16 protein-coding genes are annotated in these 19,575 nt (G+C 66.1%); 4 read left to right on the forward strand and 12 right to left on the reverse strand.

What is annotated here, in order from left to right; translation table 11 throughout:
- Positions 1-4: 4 nt before the first annotated feature.
- Positions 5-574, reverse strand: a complete 570-nt coding sequence (locus tag GGQ89_RS04570; protein ID WP_184104426.1) for a gamma carbonic anhydrase family protein — start codon at positions 572-574, stop codon at positions 5-7.
- Entirely contained in the window at positions 574-2,631 is a 2,058-nt protein-coding gene (locus GGQ89_RS04575) for a malate synthase G (RefSeq protein ID WP_240456493.1), read from the reverse strand. The genes GGQ89_RS04570 and GGQ89_RS04575 overlap by 1 nt, the downstream gene beginning before the upstream one ends.
- A gap of 116 nt (positions 2,632-2,747) precedes the next feature.
- On the opposite strand from GGQ89_RS04575, the gene GGQ89_RS04580 reads away from it, so the two are divergent.
- Positions 2,748-3,620, forward strand: a complete 873-nt coding sequence (locus tag GGQ89_RS04580; protein WP_184104431.1) for a LysR family transcriptional regulator — start codon at positions 2,748-2,750, stop codon at positions 3,618-3,620.
- 79 nt (positions 3,621-3,699) lie between these two features.
- Entirely contained in the window at positions 3,700-4,635 is a 936-nt protein-coding gene (locus GGQ89_RS04585) for a DUF808 domain-containing protein (RefSeq protein ID WP_076716205.1), read from the forward strand.
- Positions 4,636-4,641: 6 nt separating this feature from the next.
- Here the strand turns inward: GGQ89_RS04585 and GGQ89_RS04590 are convergent, their stop codons facing one another.
- Both GGQ89_RS04590 and GGQ89_RS04595 read right to left on the reverse strand, forming a co-directional pair.
- Positions 4,642-4,854, reverse strand: coding sequence for a DUF5818 domain-containing protein (locus GGQ89_RS04590; RefSeq protein WP_076718163.1), 213 nt, complete (start codon positions 4,852-4,854; stop codon positions 4,642-4,644).
- Between the two features lie 43 nt (positions 4,855-4,897).
- Positions 4,898-7,879, reverse strand: coding sequence for a ligand-binding sensor domain-containing diguanylate cyclase (locus GGQ89_RS04595; RefSeq protein WP_184104433.1), 2,982 nt, complete (start codon positions 7,877-7,879; stop codon positions 4,898-4,900).
- A gap of 226 nt (positions 7,880-8,105) precedes the next feature.
- On the opposite strand from GGQ89_RS04595, the gene dinB reads away from it, so the two are divergent.
- Positions 8,106-9,224: a DNA polymerase IV gene (gene dinB, locus GGQ89_RS04600; RefSeq protein ID WP_338112334.1), complete on the forward strand. Its 1,119-nt coding sequence runs from the start codon at positions 8,106-8,108 to the stop codon at positions 9,222-9,224.
- 7 nt (positions 9,225-9,231) lie between these two features.
- Here the strand turns inward: dinB and GGQ89_RS04605 are convergent, their stop codons facing one another.
- From GGQ89_RS04605 to glmU, 4 genes are all read right to left on the reverse strand, one after another.
- Complete coding sequence (locus GGQ89_RS04605) at positions 9,232-11,004, reverse strand: sensor histidine kinase (protein WP_240456494.1); 1,773 nt, start codon at positions 11,002-11,004, stop codon at positions 9,232-9,234.
- A 14-nt stretch (positions 11,005-11,018) separates the two neighbouring features.
- Positions 11,019-12,893: a putative bifunctional diguanylate cyclase/phosphodiesterase gene (locus GGQ89_RS04610; protein ID WP_184104437.1), complete on the reverse strand. Its 1,875-nt coding sequence runs from the start codon at positions 12,891-12,893 to the stop codon at positions 11,019-11,021.
- Between the two features lie 78 nt (positions 12,894-12,971).
- The gene (gene glmS, locus GGQ89_RS04615) at positions 12,972-14,795 is read right to left on the reverse strand and encodes a glutamine--fructose-6-phosphate transaminase (isomerizing) (RefSeq protein ID WP_184104439.1); all 1,824 of its coding nucleotides are present in this window, start codon (positions 14,793-14,795) and stop codon (positions 12,972-12,974) included.
- Positions 14,796-14,802: 7 nt separating this feature from the next.
- Positions 14,803-16,167, reverse strand: a complete 1,365-nt coding sequence (gene glmU / locus GGQ89_RS04620; protein WP_184104441.1) for a bifunctional UDP-N-acetylglucosamine diphosphorylase/glucosamine-1-phosphate N-acetyltransferase GlmU — start codon at positions 16,165-16,167, stop codon at positions 14,803-14,805.
- Positions 16,168-16,229: 62 nt separating this feature from the next.
- Here glmU and GGQ89_RS04625 point away from each other — a divergent pair, with 62 nt between their 5' ends.
- A complete protein-coding gene (locus GGQ89_RS04625) occupies positions 16,230-16,922 on the forward strand; it encodes an HAD-IA family hydrolase (protein ID WP_184104443.1) in 693 nt (230 codons plus the stop codon).
- Here GGQ89_RS04625 and GGQ89_RS04630 read toward each other — a convergent pair.
- Genes GGQ89_RS04630 through GGQ89_RS04645 form a run of 4 tightly spaced genes read right to left on the reverse strand, consistent with a single transcriptional unit; the run spans position 16,882 to position 19,487 of the window.
- Entirely contained in the window at positions 16,882-17,898 is a 1,017-nt protein-coding gene (locus tag GGQ89_RS04630; RefSeq protein WP_338112335.1) for a nucleotidyltransferase domain-containing protein, read from the reverse strand. The genes GGQ89_RS04625 and GGQ89_RS04630 overlap by 41 nt on opposite strands.
- Positions 17,895-18,740, reverse strand: a complete 846-nt coding sequence (locus GGQ89_RS04635) for an HprK-related kinase A (protein WP_184104445.1) — start codon at positions 18,738-18,740, stop codon at positions 17,895-17,897. Before GGQ89_RS04635 ends, GGQ89_RS04630 begins: the two co-directional genes overlap by 4 nt.
- Entirely contained in the window at positions 18,737-19,015 is a 279-nt protein-coding gene (locus GGQ89_RS04640) for an HPr-rel-A system PqqD family peptide chaperone (RefSeq protein ID WP_184104447.1), read from the reverse strand. The genes GGQ89_RS04635 and GGQ89_RS04640 overlap by 4 nt, the downstream gene beginning before the upstream one ends.
- A gap of 4 nt (positions 19,016-19,019) precedes the next feature.
- Positions 19,020-19,487: a hypothetical protein gene (locus tag GGQ89_RS04645; protein WP_056435375.1), complete on the reverse strand. Its 468-nt coding sequence runs from the start codon at positions 19,485-19,487 to the stop codon at positions 19,020-19,022.
- Between the last annotated feature and the right edge of the window lie 88 nt (positions 19,488-19,575).

Here is a 19,575-nt window from a genome sequence, read left to right on the forward strand (position 1 = left end):
TTGGCTAGGCAGGTCCCGTCCGCGCGTCAACGTTTTCGCCCGGCAGGCCCGCGTCCAGCCGCGTCAGCCCTTCGGCATATCGCACGGCCCGCCCGGCATAGCCTGTGGCGGAGGCGCGCAGCCGCGTGATCTGGTCGGGCTCCAGTATCCGGACGGCGCGGGCTGGCGAACCGACGATCAGGCTGCCGGGCGGAAAGACCTTTCCCTCCGTGACCAGCGCGCCTGCACCGACCAGCGACCCGGCCCCGATCACCGCATCGTTCAACACGGTCGCCCCCATGCCGATCAGGCATCCGTCCTCCACCGTGCAGCCATGCAGGATCGCGCGGTGCCCGACGGTGCAGTCCGCGCCGATGGTCAGCGGGCTGCCGGGATCGGAATGAAGGACCGCGCCGTCCTGGATGTTCGTCCGCGCGCCGATATGCACCGGGCCGTTATCGGCCCGGACCACCGCCCCGAACCACAGGCTGACCTGCTCGCCCAGTAGCACCTCGCCGATCACATCCGCCGAGGGGGCAATCCAGGCGGTGTCATGAACGACCGGCTGGCGTTCCTCCAGCGCGTACAGCGGCATCAGGCCATCTCCTTCGACTTGGCCTTCGCACGATAGCGATGGAGCAGCGGCTCGGTATAGCCATTGGGTTGCGCCAGCCCCTCGAAGATCAGCGCACGCGCCGCCTGCATCGCCAGGCCGTCCTTCGCCATAGGCCGGTAGAGGGGATCGCCCGCGTTCTGCGCATCGACCTTGGCCGCCATCCGCGCGAGCGCCTCCTCGACCTGATCGGCCGAGACGATGCCGTGATGCAGCCAGTTGGCGATATGCTGCGACGAGATGCGCAGCGTCGCCCGGTCCTCCATCAGGCCGATATCGTGGAGGTCGGGGACCTTGGAACATCCCACGCCCTGATCGATCCACCGCACGACATAGCCGAGCAGCCCTTGCGCATTGTTGTCGAGTTCCGCCGCGACCTCCTCGGGCGACCAGTCTGGCGCCTCGGCGATCGGCGGGGTGAGCAGCCGTTCGAGTGACGCGACAGGCTCTGCGGCACGCTCGGCCTGACGGGCGGCGACGTCGACCCGGTGATAATGGGTGGCGTGCAGCGTGGCTGCGGTCGGCGACGGCACCCAGGCCGTCGACGCGCCCGACAGCGGATGCGCACCCTTTTGAGCGAGCATATCGGCCATCCGATCGGGCGCCGCCCACATGCCCTTGCCGATCTGTGCCCGCCCCGCAAAGCCGCAAGCCAGCCCGATCTGGACGTTGCGATCCTCATAGGCCGCAATCCAGTCGCATTCCTTCATCGCCGCCTTGCGCACCACCGGGCCGCCCAGCATCGCGGTATGGATCTCGTCGCCGGTACGGTCGAGGAAACCCGTATTGATGAACACGATCCGGTCTCTTACCGCATGGATACAGGCGGCCAGATTGGCTGACGTACGCCGCTCCTCGTCCATCACGCCGATCTTGATGCGATGGCGCGCCAGGCCAAGCATATCCTCGACCGCGTCGAACAGGCGGTCGGCGAAAGCGGCTTCCTCCGGCCCGTGCATCTTGGGTTTGACGATATAGATCGCACCGCCGCGCCGCATCGCGATCAGGCTGGTGACGATCGCGTCAAGGATACCTTCGGGCGCTTCGCCACCGTCCGGCATCCGGAGCGCGGGCGTGGTCATCAGATGGCCGACATTGCGGACGAACAACAGGCTGCGTCCGGGGAGCGCAAAGGCGGTACCATCGGGTGCGCGATACTCGCGATCGGCGGCAAGCGTTCGCGTGATGGAGCAGCCGCCCTTCTCGATCCGTGCGGACAACGTGCCGTCGATCAGGCCGAGCCAGTTGGCATAGCCCGCAACCTTGTCCTCGGCATCCACCGCCGCAACCGAGTCCTCCAGGTCGCAGATGGTGGTGAGTGCCGACTCCAACACGACGTCCGCGATCCCGGCCCGGTCGGTACGGCCGATCGGGTGGTCGGCATCGACCATGATTTCGATATGCAGGCCATGATGGCGGAACAGCCAGCCCTTTTCGCTCCGCCCCCGGAACAGCGACGGATCCCCAAGCCGCTCGACGGCGGTGGCAAGGTCGGGCACCGCGTCCCAGCCCCCAGCAATAGGTAGGGCCTCGTCCAGAAAGCCACGCGCCCAACGGATCACCGCCGCGCCGCGCTCCGGGTCATAGTCCGTCGTCGCCGAAACCGGCGCGATGGCGTCGGTGCCGTAGAGTGCGTCATACAGGCTACCCCAACGGGCATTGGCGGCATTGAGCAGGAAGCGGGCATTGAGCATCGGGACGACCAGCTGCGGGCCGGCACGCGACGCGACCTCCTCATCCACATCGTTCGGCGCGATGGTGAAGGGCGCGGGCTCGGGAACCAGATAGCCGATCTCGGTCAGGAACGCCCGCTGTGCCGCTCCGTCACGCGCGCTGCCCTGTCGATACCAGTCATCGATCTGCGCCTGCAGCGCATCGCGGCGACGCAGCAGCGCGTCGTTCTCAGGGGCGAAGCAGGTGACGATATCGGCCATCCCGGCCCAGAAACGATCCGGATCGATGCCACTGCCAGGCAGTGCATGCTCCTCCAGAAAGCGGACGAGCGCGGGAGCAACGGACAGGCCGTGGCGGTCGATCATGCGGCGCTCCTCAAGCATCGAAACTCTCCTCTTGCCCTGTGGTCGGGATGATAGAGCATCGCTATTTGCGCCGGTAGTCGGCATAATCGAATGGCTGTCGATCGCTGGAGGAACGAATGGACCCCGATATCGCGCTGTTCGTCGATGTCGTTCGTGAGGGCAGTCTGGCGGGCGCGGCACGTCTCTGGCGTCTGTCGCCCGCCATGGTGTCGAAGCGGATCGCCCGGCTGGAGAGCCGTTTGGGTTTGCGGCTGCTCCACCGTACGACCCGTCGTCTGGCCCCGACCACGGCCGGGGCCGCCTTCCATACGGAAGTAGCCCCGCTGATCGCCGGGCTTCGCGCGGCGGAGGCTCGGGTGACGCAGAATGGCGGCGGTCCCGCGGGACCACTTCGTGTGAGTGCGCCGACCTCGTTCGGGCGGATATGGATCGCGCCGTATCTCACCCCCTTTCTCGACCGCTATCCGGCGATCCGGCTTCGGCTCGATCTGACCGACGATTTCATCGACGTGATCGACGGCGGCATCGACCTCGCGATCCGGATCACTGCGACGCCGCCTTCCGGTCTGGAAGCCCATCGACTGGCCGACAATCGGCGGGTTCTGTGCGCGAGCCCCGCTTATCTCGCTCGAGCCGGGACGCCCCAAAGCATCGCCGATCTGGCCGACCATGCGCTGCTCGCCGCACAAGGCCAGTTCCCCTGGCGGCTGACGGGGGCCACGGTGAACGGCGAGAGCCGGGTCGAAACCCCGTCCAGCGAGGTGGTGCGCGAACTGGTCCTGGGCGGCGCGGGGATTGCGCTTCGCTCATTATGGGATGTCGGCGATGCCTTGGCGGATGGCCGGCTGGTCCGCGTCCTACCCGCCCATGAAGGCTCGGCGGCGGTCGGCATCTGGGCAGTCCATGCGGCGGCGGGAGCGCCCATGGCAGTACCCGCCTTGCTCGACCATCTGCGCGAGGTCTGGCGCGACGCAACATGGATGACATGACGCGCCCGTCATTTTTCCGTGCATCGCCCCCACGGAGCCTCTAGGCACGGGGTAACAGGGTTTAGGGAGATACGGGTCGATGGCAGGTGGTCTGGTCGCATTGCTGGACGACGTGGCGGCGATCGCCAAGCTGGCGGCGGCGTCGCTGGACGATGTCGCGGGTGCTTCGGCACGGGCCGGTGCGAAGGCGGCGGGCGTGGTCATCGACGACACGGCCGTCACCCCGCGCTATGTCGTCGGGCTGGCGCCGCAGCGCGAACTGCCCATCATCGGCAAGATCGCGCTGGGCTCGCTGCGCAACAAGCTGATCTTCCTGCTGCCTGCCGCCCTGCTGCTCAGCGCCTTCGCGCCCTGGGCGATCACGCCGATCCTGATGGCGGGCGGCGCGTTCCTGTGTTTCGAGGCGAGCGAGAAGATCCTCGAAACGCTGACCGGCCATCATGCCGAGGCGGAGGATGCCGCGCCGGTCGACGCCAAGCAGTTGGAGGAACGCCAGGTGTCCGGCGCGATCCGCACCGACCTGATCCTGTCGGCGGAGATCATGGCCATTGCCCTGTCGGAACTGCCCGACCTGTCGATCGGCACCCAGGCCATTGCCCTGGCGCTGGTCGGCATCGCGATCACCGTGGGCGTGTACGGCGTGGTCGCCGCCATCGTGAAGATGGACGATATCGGTCTGCATCTGGCCGGGCGCGACAATGCGACCGCGCAAGCGATCGGGCGTGGCCTGGTTAAGGCGATGCCGGTCGTGCTGCGCGTGCTGGCGATCGTCGGCACCGCCGCGATGGTCTGGGTCGGGGGCGGGATCATCGTCCACGGCATGGAGGAATTCGGGCTGACCACCCTGCCCCATCTGATCCACGGCACCGCGCATCACGCGGGTGAGGCGCTGCCCGTCGGCGGTGCGGTGGCGGAGTGGCTGGTCGGCGCGATCGGCTCGGCCATTGTCGGCCTTATCATCGGTGCGGCCATCGTGGGCGTGCTGCACCTGATCCCCAGCAAGAAGGCGCATTGATCCCGTTCAGGCGGCCCTGACGCCGTCGACCTCCATCACATCGGGGGTCAGCAGGTGGCCGGTCACCGCGACCGATTTGCCGACATGATCGACGGGAACCCGCATCAGACGCAGTTCCAGATGCCTGCCGTCATCGCCTTCCAGGACGAAGGCACCGCCCCGGCGAACCAGACGACCGCTCCGAACGAGCGATGGGGCGGTATCGGCGCTGTCGTTCATCGTCATGTCCATTCAATGCTGACGGGCGTGCACGGGTTCCGGATCAGGCCGCCCGCGCGACCCGGTCCCTTCCGCTGCGCTTCGCTTCGTAGAGTGCGTCGTCGGCACGGCGGATCATGGCCGCCACGTCTTCGCACGGACGCCACTCCGTCACGCCCGCGCTAAAGGTGACGGTGATCGCCTGGTTGCCGACCAGCAGCGGGGTACTGGCGATCTCCTGCCGCAAGCGTTCGACGATGCCCGTCGCGCTATCGAGCGTCGCGGCGGGAAAGAGGATCGCGATCTCTTCGCCGCCATAGCGCGCCACGACGTCGTTCGACCTTACGCCCTTCAGCAGACGGGCTGCCATACGCACCAGCACTTCGTCGCCAGCGCCATGGCCATAGCCGTCGTTGATCCGCTTGAAATGATCGATATCCAGGAGCGCGAAGGTAAAGTAGCCGTCCTCCGCAATTGCCCGGTCGCGCGCATCCTGCAGCGCCGCCATCAGGGTCCTGCGATTGGCCAGCCCGGTCAGCGGATCGGTGCTGGCCAGGCGGTCGAGTTGCTCATTCGCGGCGCGCAGTGCGCTGGTCCGCTCCTCGACCATGGTTTCGAGCATTCGCGCGCGACGGCGAACGACGGCCGTAACGAGCCAGAAGGTCGCACCCAGCAGCAAGAGGAACAGCATGGCCAAGCCGATCCGTCCGAGCCAGCTTTCATACCATTGCGGATCGACGGTGATCTCGACGCGACGCTCGACCATCCGCGCGCCCAGCCCCGGAACATAGGCCCGGAGTTCCAGGTTGTAGGTGCCCGCCGGAAGGTTCGTATAGGTCGCGCTGGCGGGCGTCCCCGCTGGCACCGTCATCCATGTCCGGTCGAATCCGTCCAGGCGATAGCTATAGCGGATCGTCTCCGGCGCGTCATAATCGGCCAGGGCAAAACCGATGCGCAGGGTGCGCCCGTCCGCACCCCAGCGCAGCGAGAGCGATTTGACGGCCGAGTCCACGGCCAATGCGTGACCGTCGATATCCGCCGAGCTGACGATCAACGGTCCCGGACGGGCGCGGCTCAGCCGCCCGAGCAGGACATCGGGTTGCAGGACGATCAGCCCGTCGGGTGCGCCGAACAGCAGCGAGCCGTCCGCCATTCGCGCCGCCGCCCGCTGGTTGAAGGCGCTGGCGCTCAGTCCATCGCGCTGGCTCATGACCCGCACATGGCGGCTTGCCGGGTCGATGACCGAGATGCCGCCGGCACTGGCGACCCAGGGACGTTGCTGGGCATCCAGGACAAGGGAGGCAACATTGTCCCCTGCCAGTCCCTGTGCTTCCGTGATCGCACGGAAGCGCCAGCCGCCTGCGACCGCCCGGCCCAGGGCGACGCCGCCATAGGTTCCCACCCATATCCTGCGCCCGGCCGGAATGATCGAACCGGCATAGTCCTGCGGCAAGCTACCCGGCCCTGGCGACCGACTGGAAAAATTGGTGAACTTTCCCGCTGGCACATCGAGATGGCCGATGCCGCCCGGCGTGGCGACCAGCACGCTGCCGTCAGACTGCGTCACGATGTTGATGACTTCGTTGTTGGGCAGGCTGTGCGGGTCGGCGGCATCATGTTCGAACACCCGCACCCGTCCGTCGCTGCGCCGTCGAACGAACAGGCCCTTATAGGTGCCGATCAGCAGCGCATCGGGCGTCTCGGCCAATGAGATGACCGGAAGGTCGCCGAGCCCATTCACGGTCAACGCATGCTGCGACAGGGTGCGCGGATCGATCGCGACGACGCCGCGCGCACCGACCAGGATGGTGCCGTCCGACGATTCCAGCAGCGCCTTGATATCCTGACCGCCATGCTGGCCGTTCAGGGTCAGTCGACGAACCCGCCCTGCCTTTCGGTCGAGCGCATCGACAGTCCCGTTACTCAGGCCCAGCCAGACCTGATCATGCCGGTCGACCATGATCCCACGAACATTGTCGTCCGACAGCGACATGCGCGGATCCGGCATCGCCGATCCGATACGCAACGTCCCGCCGCCCAGTCCCTGCGTCCGCGCCGCGCCCATTTCGGTTGCGGCCCAGACGCCCCCCGACCCGTCCAGCGCCAGCGCGCGCACCGTGTCGCCCGCCAGCGACATCGGGTTCGCGCCGAGATGGCGGATCGCGGTCGCCGAAAAGCCGTGGCGGGGATCGATCAGCACGATCCCCATGCCATCGGTACCGACCCATAGCCTTCCCCGTTCGTCTTCGATGATCGCCCTGATCGTCCGATGCCCGATCAGGGGGGCGGCGCCACGCAATGCGGGCATTTGCGAAAAACGCGGGCGGATGCCCCGGTCATTCGACAAATAGACGCCGTCCGAACCTGTGCCTGCCCATAGCCGCCCGTGCCGATCACGCAGGATCGACCAGATGTCACGGCTATTCGCGGCATCCACGAGCGACGTCGGATGGAACCGCCTGGACTTGGCAGGGCGTACCCACAGTCCACCTTCACACCCCGCCCAGAGCGTGCCATCCGCATCGCGGTAGACCGCAAATGCTCCCTGACGGCGCCCGTCGGCCGACCGGATCGCCGAACCTGCCATGGAGTCGAGTTGATCGGCATGGGCGATGTAATGATGAACGCCACCATCCGATGCGATATAGGCCCCTCCCGATCCATCCGGGGTAAAGCTGAAAACACGGCTGCCCGTCGGTCCATTACGGGCCTTCAACCGGATGAACCGGCCACTCGCCGGTTCGTAACGCGCCAGGCCGCCGACATTGGTGCCGATCAACAGCCCGCCATCGGGCAGCGCCAAAAGCGAGCGGACATAATTATCCGGCAGCGAAAACGGATCGCTCGACAAGGCCTTGAAGCTACGGACACGCTGCCCGTCATAGCGGATCAGACCGCCTCGCGTACCGATCCACATGGTCCCGTCGCTGGCGCGGACAACCGCCGTCGCGGTGATATGGGGCAGGCGCACTGCGTCGCCGAGCCGCGTGAAGCTGGCCCATTGCCATGCCGCCCATGGATCGCCGCGTGCTTCTCCCCGGACCATGGCGGGCAGACACAGGAGCAATAAAAGGGCAGCGGCACCGAAGGATCGGAAGCGCATCAAATCATTATCCCGCGCCCCTTTTAGAAAAGGTTCCATAAAAGGATATTAATTTTGATCAACGCTCTGATTGCCGTCCCGACGACCCTGGGCTTGACGTTTGGGCGCTGTTCCTGTTTCGTTTTCAAGCCCGTAGGGTGCGGGCGCAAGGATCATTCCGGGCTATTGCGTGCCAGCGCCATTATCACCTTTCGACGAAACGGGGCGGCTTGACGGGCGGAAGATCATCCATGTCGACATGGACGCCTTCTACGCTTCGGTAGAGCAACGCGACGATCCGGCGTTGCGCGGGCGTCCGCTCGCCGTGGGTGGATCACGCGCAAGGGGTGTCGTGGCGGCGGCGAGCTACGAAGCGCGGACCTTCGGCGTTCGCTCGGCCATGCCTTCGGTGACGGCATTGCGCAAATGTCCGGACCTGGTGTTCGTGCCGCCCCGGTTCGACGTCTATCGCGAGGTTTCGCAACAGATCCGCGCCATCTTCGCCCGTTATACCGACCTGATCGAGCCGCTATCGCTCGACGAAGCCTATCTCGACGTCACCGAAGACCGGGCTGCCCTGGGGTCGGCCACCGCCATCGCCAATGCCATTCGCGAGGCGATCCGCGCGGAGACGGGGCTGACCGCCTCGGCCGGGGTCAGCTACAACAAATTCATCGCCAAGCTCGCTTCGGATCAGAACAAGCCCGACGGCATATGCATCATTCCACCGGCGCACGGCGCGACCTTTGTCGCGGGATTGCCGGTTAAGCGGTTCCATGGTGTCGGACCGGTCACGGCACGCAAGATGGAGACGCTGGGCATCCTGACCGGACAGGATTTGCGCGACCGACCGTTGGATTTCCTGCAACGCCATTTCGGCAGCTATGCCGATTATCTCTACGGGGCCGCGCGCGGGATCGATCACCGACCGGTTCGTGCCCATCGCATCGCCAAGTCGGTCGGAGCCGAGCGGACTTTCGAGTCCGACCTGTCCGATCGCCAGGGGCTGCGGAGTGCGCTGGAGCGGGTGGTCGACGCCGCCTGGACCCGGATCGAACGAAGCGGGGTTGCGGGCCGGACGGTGACCTTGAAATTACGGCACAGCGACTTTCGGACCATCACACGGGCCCGCTCGGCCCATCACCCGATCCGTGACCGTGCCGAATTTCTGGCGGTCGGGCTCGATCTGTTGGATCAGCAACTGCCCGTGACGCTCGGGGTTCGTCTGCTGGGGCTGACGCTATCCGGCCTTTCCAGCGATGATGACGGCGCTCGGTCCGCCCCGACCCAGGCGGAACTGCCGCTATGATCGGCGATCAGGCAGCCAGTTCGACTTGGCGCTCCCCTTCGCCATCCGCGTCGAGCGTCACGATCGCCACTGCACCGGTGCCCCGGCCTGCACTGCGCAATTCGAGCGTCCCGCCCATCCCCGCCATGGAATTGGCACACCAATGCAGGCCAAGCCCGCCGGACTTCTCGGTCCGGGTCGAATAGCCGGGCTGGAACAGCCGCGTCGCCTGGGCGGGCTCGAACCCCTCGCCGTCATCGATGATCCGAACCGACAGCCGCCCTTCGCTGGGCGGCGGAATGTCGACGGTGATCGCGCCATGATCGCGCCCCGTCGCGACGATCGCTTCGACCGCGTTGGAGAAGAGGTTGCCGATCACCTGGCTCAGGATCACCCGGTTCGCCACCACATAGGCCGGGTGGGCCGGGAAGGTGAAGCTGATCGATACGGCATGGGCGTAACGTGCGATCGTCGCATTGCGCGCCACGATGTCACTGATGTTGCAACGTTCGCGGGCGGGCCGCTCGTGAGCCCGGGCCTGTTGCGCGCCGATGATCTCCAGCGTCTGGCGCATGGCATCGCGCCCGACTTCCAATTGCCGCCGGACCTCGGTGCGGGCCAGTGCCTCCGCATCGAAAGCGGTCGACAGGAAGGCGACGAGCTTGGCGCGTCTTTCGGGCTCGACCTCTCCACCCGCCAGTTCGGCCAGCGCGCGGTCGATCAGGTCGCGTCGGGCGCCGTTATGCTGTCCCACGCCGTGGCTGAGGATGGTCGCCAGGGGCGCCAGCGCATTGCGGACATTGTGCAGGACCGCGACGGCGCTTTCCGAACGACCGAGCGCGAAGCTCTGTATTTCGTTGCGTTCGCGCAAATCCTTGAGCTGGCTGAGCATGGCGTTGAAGTTGCGGCCGAGCGATCCGAACTCCTCGCATTGGCCTTGATCGTCCTCGAACGGCAGCAGCGCGCCCGATGCCTGGACTCGCTGCATATGCCGCTGGACCCGGTCGAGCGGAACGAGGACGAACCGCCCCAGCGCGCGCCGCAGCATGAGCAGGAGCAGCACCAACAGGAGGATCGATGCTGCCGCCGCCAACAGGAGAACGCGGCGGCCGAGCAGCACGACCTCGCGTGAAACCCGGAACCGGGCCGAGGCGACCGGCCGCCCATCAGGTCCATCGATCGGCACGGCGATATCGATGAATTGCGCGCCGCGGCGGGGCCCAGCATTGCTGGCCGAAGTCCCGGTAGAAAGGGCCACTGGTCGCCCAAGCAGGCGAGACAGAGTCTGCCCTGTCAGACGCCGCGCCACGGCGACATGGATATCGCCGCGCGGGCTGTCCGCCACGCCCACGGCCAGCACATCTTCCCCAACGGCCAGATAGAAACGTGGCGAGCGGCCTGCGTCCACCAGACGTTCGAAATCCAGGCGATCCAGTGCCGCTTCGACCTGACGCGTCTCTTCGGTCAAAGGCCGCTGAACGCTGCCGCCCTCACCGACCGCACGCCGATACACGATGCTTTGGTCTGGCACGGTCGGCGCGATGCCGTCGGAGGTAACGGCACTGGCCTGTTCGCGTGCGGCAACCTCGCTGATCGCCGCGAAGTCCGACAACACCGTCTGCGCCCGACCGCGATAGCCTTCCGTCGCCCGCTCTTCCAGCTCGGCAAAACCCGGCGAGATGACCAGCGTCAGCAGGACGGCCAGCGCCAATGCCCCGCCGATCCCGGTCAGGGTCAGCAGCGACACCATCGTCTCACGAAGCGATCGTGGCCGCCGCCGCCGTTCATGCCACCGGCGCATGATGCTTCGCTTCGTCAGCGCCCCGCGCCTGCCATGATGGGAGCGCCTTGCGCCTCGCCGGGCAGCGTCAGGAATTTCAGTTCGGCCAGTTTGCGCGCCTCGGTCGCCGGAACGGGCTTCGAGAAGAGATAGCCCTGGAGATGACTGGCACCTGCGACGCGCAGCGCCTGCGCCTGGGATTCCGTCTCGACGCCCTCTGCGATCACGCCCAGGCCCAATGCCCGACCGAGATGGATGATGGAATGGACGATCGCCGCGGACTCGCGCTCGCGTCCCATCCCGTCGATGAAGCTGCGGTCGATCTTCAGGCAGTCCAGCGCGAATTTGCGGATATTGTAAAGGCTGGAATAGCCCGTACCGAAGTCGTCGAGCGCGATACGGAAGCCCAGCTTGCGCAGTTCGCAAAGGGTCTGCGCGGCATGTTCGGCATCGTCGAAAATGGCGGTTTCGGTAATCTCGATCTGGACGCGCTGGGGCTCGACGCCCGCCCTTCGCACGCTCTCCATCACATGCCCGACGAAATGCGAACGGCGGAACTGGATCGGGCTGAAATTCACCGAAACATATTGGCCCGGCCAATGCTGGAGCTCGGCCAGAGCATGGTCGAGAATCCAGTCACCCAGATCATGGATCAGGGTGCTTTCCTCGGCCAGCGGGATGAAGATCGCCGGGCTGATCGCACCGCGTTCGGGCGTGCTCCAGCGGACGAGCGCCTCGAACCCGACAATGTCCAGGCTGCCCCGGGCGACAATCGGCTGATAGGCCAGGCTCAGCTCATCGCGGGCGATGGCTTGGCTCAAGCCCGCCTCGATCTCGCGTCGAACGCGAATGCCTTCGTCCATGCTGGCATCGAAAACCCGAACGGTGCCGCGCCCCGAACGCTTGGCTTCGTTCAGCGCCATGTCGGCCTGTCTGACGAGATCGGTCGGATCGCGCTCCCCGCCCGGCTGGCACATCACCAAGCCGCAGGATGCGCCGCACCGCACCGCATGGCCCAGCACGTTGAAGGTCGAGGCACAGGCGGTGACGATCCGGTCACAGGTCGCGACGGCCAGGCCAATGTCCTCGGCCTCGAAGAAGATGCCGAACTCGTCACCGCCAAGCCGGGCCAGCATCGCGCCCTCGGGCATATTGGCCTGGATGGTCGCGCACACCATACGGATCAATTCATCCCCGGCAAGATGACCGAGCGTGTCGTTGACGAGCTTGAACCGGTCGAGATCGAGCATCGCGGTAACGAACGGACCGTCCTGACGCCCTCGCTCGGTCAGGCCGCGCAGAAAGGCGACGCGGTTGGGGGCATCGGTCAGGGCGTCGTGCATGGCGATATGCATCGCCCGGCTTTCGTTCGCTTCCAGCTCGGCGGTCTTTTCCTCCAGCGTCGCGACTTGCGTCGCCAGCAACGCCCGAGCGGCGGCCAGTTCGCGATCATTGTCCCAGCGGCGGCACAGAGCATGCGCCATCTGCTGGACTTCGATCACCTCGAACGGCTTGGCGATGTAGAAGATCTTGTCGGCCGGCCCCGCCACCTTGCCGATCTCGGCGGGGGAGAAATCGGAATAGCCGGTGACGATGACGATATGGATATCGGGATCGAGCGCCCGGATGCGCCGCGCGGTTTCGCGACCGTCGATACCCGGAGGCATCCGTATGTCGATGAACGCCACCGCGAAAGGCGATCCTTCCGCCTGGGCTCGCTCCACTGCGGCGACCGCCTCCAGACCCTGATGGCAATGATGCCGGTCGAGGACCAGGTCGCCGTCCCCCCCGTCGGCCCCCTCACCGAACAGCTCGGTCGCCATAGCGTCCAGCGTGACGTTCCGTCCCGAGAAGCACAGTTCGTAGCTCTCGTGAACCGCCGGTTCGTCGTCGACGATCAGAATACGCATCCGGCTACCATCCGTCTTCATTACTCAACACGAAGATAGATGGTAACCAGAGAGGCTTAAAGTGACGTAAATGGTCAGTTATTCGACCGTAACGCTCTTGGCCAAATTGCGCGGCTGGTCGACATCGGTGCCCTTGGCGACGGCGACATGATAGGCGAGCAGCTGTACCGGCACCGCATAGACGATCGGGGCGATCAGCGGGTGAACCTTGGGCATGGTGATGGTGGCGATACATCCGTCGCCCGCCGCTTCGATCCCGTCATAGTCGGAGATCAGGATCACCTTGCCGCCGCGTGCCTGAACCTCCTGCATGTTCGAGACGGTCTTTTCGAACAGCGGGCCGGAGGGCGCGATGACGATGACGGGGACATGCTCGTCGATCAGCGCGATCGGGCCGTGCTTCATCTCGCCCGCCGCATAACCTTCGGCGTGTATGTAGCTGATTTCCTTCAGCTTCAACGCGCCTTCCAGCGCCAGCGGATAGTCGGTGCCGCGCCCCAGATAAAGCACATCGCGCGCGCCCGCGACGGCACCCGCCATGCCCTCGATCGCTTCGTCATAGGCCAGCGCGCCGTTGATGGCGGCGGGTGCTTCGGCCAGGTGACGGACGATCTGCTTCTCCTCGTCAGCCGACAGGCGCCCCTTGGCCTTGGCCAGATTGGCGGCAAGCGCGGCCAGCACGCTCAGCTGGCAGGTGAAGGCCTTGGTCGAGGCGACGCCGATTTCCGGCCCGGCATGGGTCGGCAGCAGCAGGTCGGCCTCTCGCGCCATCGAGCTGGTCGGCACGTTGACCACCGCCGCGATCGTCTGCCCCTCATTCTTGGCATGGCGAAGGGCGGCCAGCGTGTCGGCGGTCTCGCCCGACTGGCTGATGACGATCATCAGCCCGCCTGGCTCCATGACAGGCGCGCGGTAGCGGAACTCGGACGCGACATCGAGGTCGACGGGCACGCGCGCAAACTGCTCGAACCAGTATTTGGCGACCATGCCCGCGTAGAAGCTGGTCCCGCAGGCGACGATGGTGACCCGCTTGATACCCGAGAGGTCGAAGTCCGGAATGGGCAGCGCGACCTTGCCCTCCAGCCGCTGGAGATACGAGCGCAGCGTCTGGGCGACGACGATCGGCTGCTCGTAGATTTCCTTCTGCATGAAGTGGCGGTGATTGCCCTTGTCGATCAGCGCGCCGGTGACGCCCGACAGGGTGACGGGCCGGTCGACGGGGGTGTTGTCACGATCATAGACCTGCGCGCCCTCGCGGGTGCAGACGACCCAGTCGCCTTCGTCCAGATAGGCGATACGCTGGGTCAGCGGCGCCAGCGCCAGCGCGTCGGACCCCAGATAGGTCTCGTCGTCACCGTAACCGACCACCAGCGGCGAGCCCAGCCGCGCGCCGATCAGCATGTCGGGCTGATCGCGGAACAGGATGGCGAGCGCGAACGCACCGTGCAGGCGCGGCAGCACCTCACGGACGGCGGCAACGGGGTCGAGGCCCTGCTCGACCTTCTCGCTGACCAGATGCGCCACGACTTCGGTGTCGGTTTCGCTGGTGAAGACCCGGCCACGCCCGATCAGTTCGTCGCGCAAGGCCTTGAAGTTCTCGATGATGCCGTTGTGCACGACCGCGACGTGATCGGTCGCGTGCGGGTGGGCATTGTTGGTCGTGGGGCCACCATGCGTCGCCCAGCGGGTATGCGCGATACCGATGGAGCCGGGCAGCGGATGCGCCGCGAGTTCCTTGGCCAGATTGACCAGCTTGCCCGAGGCCCGGCGACGTTCGATCTCGCCATGGTCGATCGTTGCGATGCCAGCCGAGTCATAGCCCCGATATTCCAGGCGACGCAGCCCGTCGAGCAGCCGCTCGGCCACGTCATTACCGCCCAGAATTCCTACGATACCGCACATAAGCTACTTACTCCCCGGCCTTTTTTGCGGCCTTTTTGGCCTTCATCATGTCTCTGAAACGCTTGGCCCAACCGGCCTTGGTCTGCCGCTCGGCGCGGACGAGTGCGAGGGCATTGGCCTCCACATCGCTCGTCACGACGGAACCCGCACCCACGATCGCACCCGCTCCGATTGTGACGGGCGCGACCAGGGCCGAGTTCGAGCCGACAAAAGCCCCCTCGCCGATCGTGGTCTTGTACTTCAGGAAGCCGTCATAATTGCAGGTGATGGTGCCCGCGCCGATATTGGCGCCCGCGCCTACTTCGGCATCGCCCAGATAGGTCAGATGATTGGCCTTGGCGCCGGGGCCGAGGACGGCCTTTTTCATCTCGACGAAATTGCCGACTCGTGCGCCCTCGCGCACGTCCGCACCGGGGCGGAGCCGGGCATAGGGGCCGATATCCGCACCGGTGGCGACGGTCGCGCCCTCCAGATGGCTGAAGGCGTGGATGGTCACGCCGTCGGCGACATGGACGCCGGGGCCGAACACGACATGCGGCTCGATCACGACGTCGCGGCCAAGACGGGTATCGTGCGAGAACCAGACCGTCTCGGGTGCGATGAGCGTCGCGCCGTCGGCCATCGCACGCGCACGACGACGGACCTGCCAGTCCCCCTCGACCACCGCCAGTTCGGCCCGGCTGTTGACGCCTGCGACCTCGCCCGCGCCTGTCTCGATAACGGCCGAATGGCGACCGTCTGCGGCGGCCAGCATGACGATATCGGGCAGATAATATTCCCCCGCTGCATTGTCGTTGCCGACCCGGTCGAGCAGCCCGAACAAATCGCTTGAGCGCACGGCCATCAGGCCGGAATTGCAGAGGGTTACGGCACGCTCTTCAGGATTGGCATCCTTGAACTCGACCATCCGATCGATACGCCCGCTCCGATCGGCAATGACCCGGCCATAAGCGGCAGGGTCATCGGGACGGAAGCCCAACACCACCGCCGCTGGCGCATCGGCTTCGCCCAGCCGGTCGATCATCGCACGCATCGTCCGTGCCTCTACCAGCGGAACGTCGCCGTAGAGGATCAGCACATCGCCATCGAACCCTGCCAATGCCTCGCGCGCCTGCGCGACGGCATGGCCGGTGCCCAGCTGTTCGGCCTGAAGCGCGGTGGCGACACCCAGCGGAGCAACAGCCGCCTCGACCTGCTCGCGCCCGGCACCCGTCACCACGACCATGCGTTCGGGCGACAAGGCCTTCACGCTGTCGATCAGGTGGAGCAGCATCGGCCGCCCTGCAATGGGGTGGAGGACCTTGTGCAGGTCCGACTTCATGCGGGTGCCCTTACCTGCGGCGAGGATGATGGCGGCGATCGGTCTCGTCATGACGGTTGCGCCTGCCATGGATTTCCGGTCAACGCCAGTCCGTGACTGCACCGAGGCCGAACATGGACGTCAATTCATCGCATGGTTTTCCCTTCGCCATCGTCGGCTTCGACCTGGACGGCACGCTGCTGGATACCAGCGGCGACCTGGCCGCCGCAGTCAACCACGCGCTGGGCTCGATCGGACGTGCGCCCCTGAGCGTCGAGGCGGTCAAGCCGATGATCGGCGGCGGCGCCCGCGCGATGTTGCGGCATGGGCTGGACGCGACCGGCGGCCATGATGCCGAGACGCTGGATCGGCTGCACCACCTGCTGCTCGAATATTACGAGGCCCATCTGGCGGTGCATACCGCACCCTTTCCCGGCGCAATCGAGGCGCTGGATGAACTGGCGGCGCGCGGCGTAACACTGGGCATCATGACCAACAAGCTGGAGCGCTTCGCCCGGGCGATCCTGGGGGCGCTGGACCTGACCGATCGCTTCGCCTCGATCATCGGCGGTGATACGCTGGGCGTCGCAAAGCCGTCCCCCAGACCGATCCAGGCCCTGGTCGAGCAGTGCGGCGGGGGGAAAGCCGCGTTCGTCGGCGATTCGATCTTCGACGTCCAGGCGGCCCGTGCGGCGGGACTGCCGGTCATCGCCTGCTCCTTCGGATTCCTCAGCCAGCCGGTCGAGGCCCTGGGGGGCGATGCGATCATCGACAGCTATGCCGAGCTTATCCCGACCCTGACGCGGCTTTCGCCTTCCGCCATTTGATCCACAAATGTCGGATGAGCATCGGCAGCGGCATTCGGATGAGGTGCGAGCGGATATAAGAGACGGTCCGTAACGCCTTGTACCGTTCCCGCCCCCATCCGTCGCGCGCCATCATGCGGCATCGGTAAAGGCGATCGATCATGGTCAGCCTTTGCCACCGGGCAGGAACGGTCGTGCCGTAAAGCGCATGCGTCAACCGCAGCGCACGATCGACGGCGGACGAAAGGCCGTGATGCGCCGCCCGTGCCTCCAGCCCCACCATGCCCTTTTCCTCGATGAGCGCATGGATATCCCACAAATTGCGGAGGCCACCGGCCAGTTCGCCATCGGCCAACAGATGCGCCGCCGCATGGACGATCATGTCCGTATGGCACAGCACCGCCAAGCCGCCGTCCAGCACTTCGGCATCGTCGATCAGCGCCTGCGCATCCGGTGTCGGCCTCGCCGTCAGCGGCAGGATGGTGTGGTGCACATCGACCATCCGCCCCCGTTCGCCATGGACCAGCGGGGGAAGCTCGTGCATCCATTGGCGATAATAGAGGTCATCATAGGGATCGGATTTCATCCATTCCCATCCGGCATCGACCAGCAGCTTCTCGGCATGGTCGAGCAGCGGTCGGGGAAGCAGGATATCGCAGTCGCCGATCCCGCGCCCCTGGCCCGCCGCCAGCCCGGCCGCGACGAAGGCGGTGCCTTTCAACAGAATGACCGGGTGCTCCAGGGGCCGAAGCGCAAGCGCCACGCGGTTCGCCTCCCACAGCGCCGTCCGCCTGGCCTCTGCGGCGTCGATCCGGGCCTCCGCGAGTGCCCCGACGACCCCACCGGGTAACGCAAGCCCCGCCAACCGATACGCCAAGGTTCCGGCCAGCGTCTCGGCACGCGCAACCGCCAGCACCTCGGTCCAGTGCGCCGGATCGATCGCCCCAGCCCGCTCGGGATCACGCAGCAGCGCGACCAACGTCCGGACCGCGCTCACAGCGCCTCCCAAAGGGCTTCGACGGCGGCGACACCCGCTTCGCCATCGGGATAATCCAGCGCCACCGCCGGGACCTGCGCACGGAGACGGGTCAGCGCCCGGAACCCGGCCTCCCCCATCGCGACATAGTTGGTCGACGCCTGGGTCAGCCGCATGAAGGTCTCGGTCGGCGCGAGGCCGCTCAAGGCGGAGGGAAAACCGAAGCGCGGAAAGATCAACAGCGCAGGCCGTGCAGGCTCGTCCATCGCAGCGATCGCAGCGGCGGGCGGCGCGACGTTGCGCACATCGCCCTTGGGCGTTCCCGTCAGCAACGGACCTGTGCGATAGCCTTTAGGAATGAGCGAAAGGCTCTCGTTCTTCAGGCTGACCGGACGGGGAAAGGGATGGGCCAGGCCGGTGTCCGGATCGATCATGGCGAACTCATCGCCCAGGAAGCGCCAGCCCCGCTGCGACAGCATCAACGCCAGAGTCGACTTGCCCGCCCCCGACACGCCGCTCATCAGGATCGCCCGATCGCCGCGCGCGACCACGGCGGCGTGAAGCAGCAGGTGACGGCGATGCCCGAGCGCAACCTGCAGGTTCATGCCCATCTCGGCCGCCAGCACGCCTTGCGCCAACGGCAATGGCGATGCATCAGGCAACCAGTAATCCCCCGCCACCCGAACAGATGGCCGCACCCGGCGGCGCCAGGGCGATACGGCCTCCAATCGGACGCTGTAATCGGCGAATTCGGGTCGTGGATAGTCGCGATACAGCGCATCCAGCGCCGCAATCGGCGCATGCCAGTCCGATCCGATCCGGAAACCGACCGGCCCGACCCGCAAGGTAATTTGATGCCTCACACCCGGTCGACCAATCCGGCCGCCTCCAGTTCAGCCAGACGAGCCTGCAACACCGCCGTACCGTCTGCGTCACCCAAGTCGAAATTTTGCGCGAGCCGAGCGAGCAGCGCATCCCTATCCAAGGGTTCGTCCGCCAGCGCCTCCAATATCTGTGGCGCCGGTTCGTTCAGCAAATGGGTCACGCCGGAGGGGCGATGGAAAACGGCCGTGAACATATCCAGCGGCTCGACGATCAAGAGCGCCGCCGCCGCCGCGCGGTAGCGCGGACCGGCCATCGGATCAGGTCCTGGGATTCTGAATGGACAGGAAACAGGTATAGCCGCTCTGGCCGCCACTCAGCTTCTTGATATATTTGAGATAGGCATCGTTGGAATAGTAAGTGGTGCCGGGCAGCGACATGCCGTTGTACAGTGCATTGCGCACTTCCTCGCCGGTGAAGGGCCGCGACGGTGGCGGATAGGGCCCGCCGAACAGCGCGCCCAACGGTCCCAGCGGGCCGGGGTTCACGACATTACCATTCCTGTCGATATATTTTCCGGCATCGCCCGGACCGGGCACGGGGATCTGACAGTTCAGCACCGATGCCGTCGTCTGGGCCAGCGCCGGGCGGACGGCAATCACCGTGCTCGCCCCGACCGCGCCCAGCATCAGCATCCGGCGGCTGGTCACGCTGGAGGCAGGCGCATCGGCCTGCGCTTCGGGCGCGAAGCCCGATGCGGGGCCGGGTTCGGAGGGCGTGTCGTCCATGACAAAGCGATCTCCCATATTCGTTGGCCCGCCACAAGAACCTGTGCAAGCCCAGCCGCTTCCCAAAACTGGAAGCCGGTCCGTGCCG

This window comes from Sphingomonas yabuuchiae, assembly GCF_014199595.1.
Classification (GTDB): Bacteria; Pseudomonadota; Alphaproteobacteria; order Sphingomonadales; family Sphingomonadaceae; genus Sphingomonas; species Sphingomonas yabuuchiae.

What these genes read in the sequence shown, in the direction of transcription:
- GGQ89_RS04570 (WP_184104426.1), bottom strand. Translation starts at nt 574, where the DNA reads ATGCCGCTGTACGCGCTGGAGGAACGCCAGCCGGTCGTTCATGACACC.
- GGQ89_RS04575 (WP_240456493.1), bottom strand. Translation starts at nt 2,631, where the DNA reads ATGATCGACCGCCACGGCCTGTCCGTTGCTCCCGCGCTCGTCCGCTTT.
- GGQ89_RS04580 (WP_184104431.1), top strand. Translation starts at nt 2,748, where the DNA reads ATGGACCCCGATATCGCGCTGTTCGTCGATGTCGTTCGTGAGGGCAGT.
- GGQ89_RS04585 (WP_076716205.1), top strand. Translation starts at nt 3,700, where the DNA reads ATGGCAGGTGGTCTGGTCGCATTGCTGGACGACGTGGCGGCGATCGCC.
- GGQ89_RS04590 (WP_076718163.1), bottom strand. Translation starts at nt 4,854, where the DNA reads ATGAACGACAGCGCCGATACCGCCCCATCGCTCGTTCGGAGCGGTCGT.
- GGQ89_RS04595 (WP_184104433.1), bottom strand. Translation starts at nt 7,879, where the DNA reads ATGGTCCGGGGAGAAGCACGCGGCGATCCATGGGCGGCATGGCAATGG.
- GGQ89_RS04605 (WP_240456494.1), bottom strand. Translation starts at nt 11,004, where the DNA reads ATGCGCCGGTGGCATGAACGGCGGCGGCGGCCACGATCGCTTCGTGAG.
- GGQ89_RS04610 (WP_184104437.1), bottom strand. Translation starts at nt 12,893, where the DNA reads ATGCGTATTCTGATCGTCGACGACGAACCGGCGGTTCACGAGAGCTAC.
- glmS (WP_184104439.1), bottom strand. Translation starts at nt 14,795, where the DNA reads ATGTGCGGTATCGTAGGAATTCTGGGCGGTAATGACGTGGCCGAGCGG.
- glmU (WP_184104441.1), bottom strand. Translation starts at nt 16,167, where the DNA reads ATGACGAGACCGATCGCCGCCATCATCCTCGCCGCAGGTAAGGGCACC.
- GGQ89_RS04625 (WP_184104443.1), top strand. Translation starts at nt 16,230, where the DNA reads ATGGACGTCAATTCATCGCATGGTTTTCCCTTCGCCATCGTCGGCTTC.
- GGQ89_RS04640 (WP_184104447.1), bottom strand. Translation starts at nt 19,015, where the DNA reads ATGGCCGGTCCGCGCTACCGCGCGGCGGCGGCGGCGCTCTTGATCGTC.
- GGQ89_RS04645 (WP_056435375.1), bottom strand. Translation starts at nt 19,487, where the DNA reads ATGGACGACACGCCCTCCGAACCCGGCCCCGCATCGGGCTTCGCGCCC.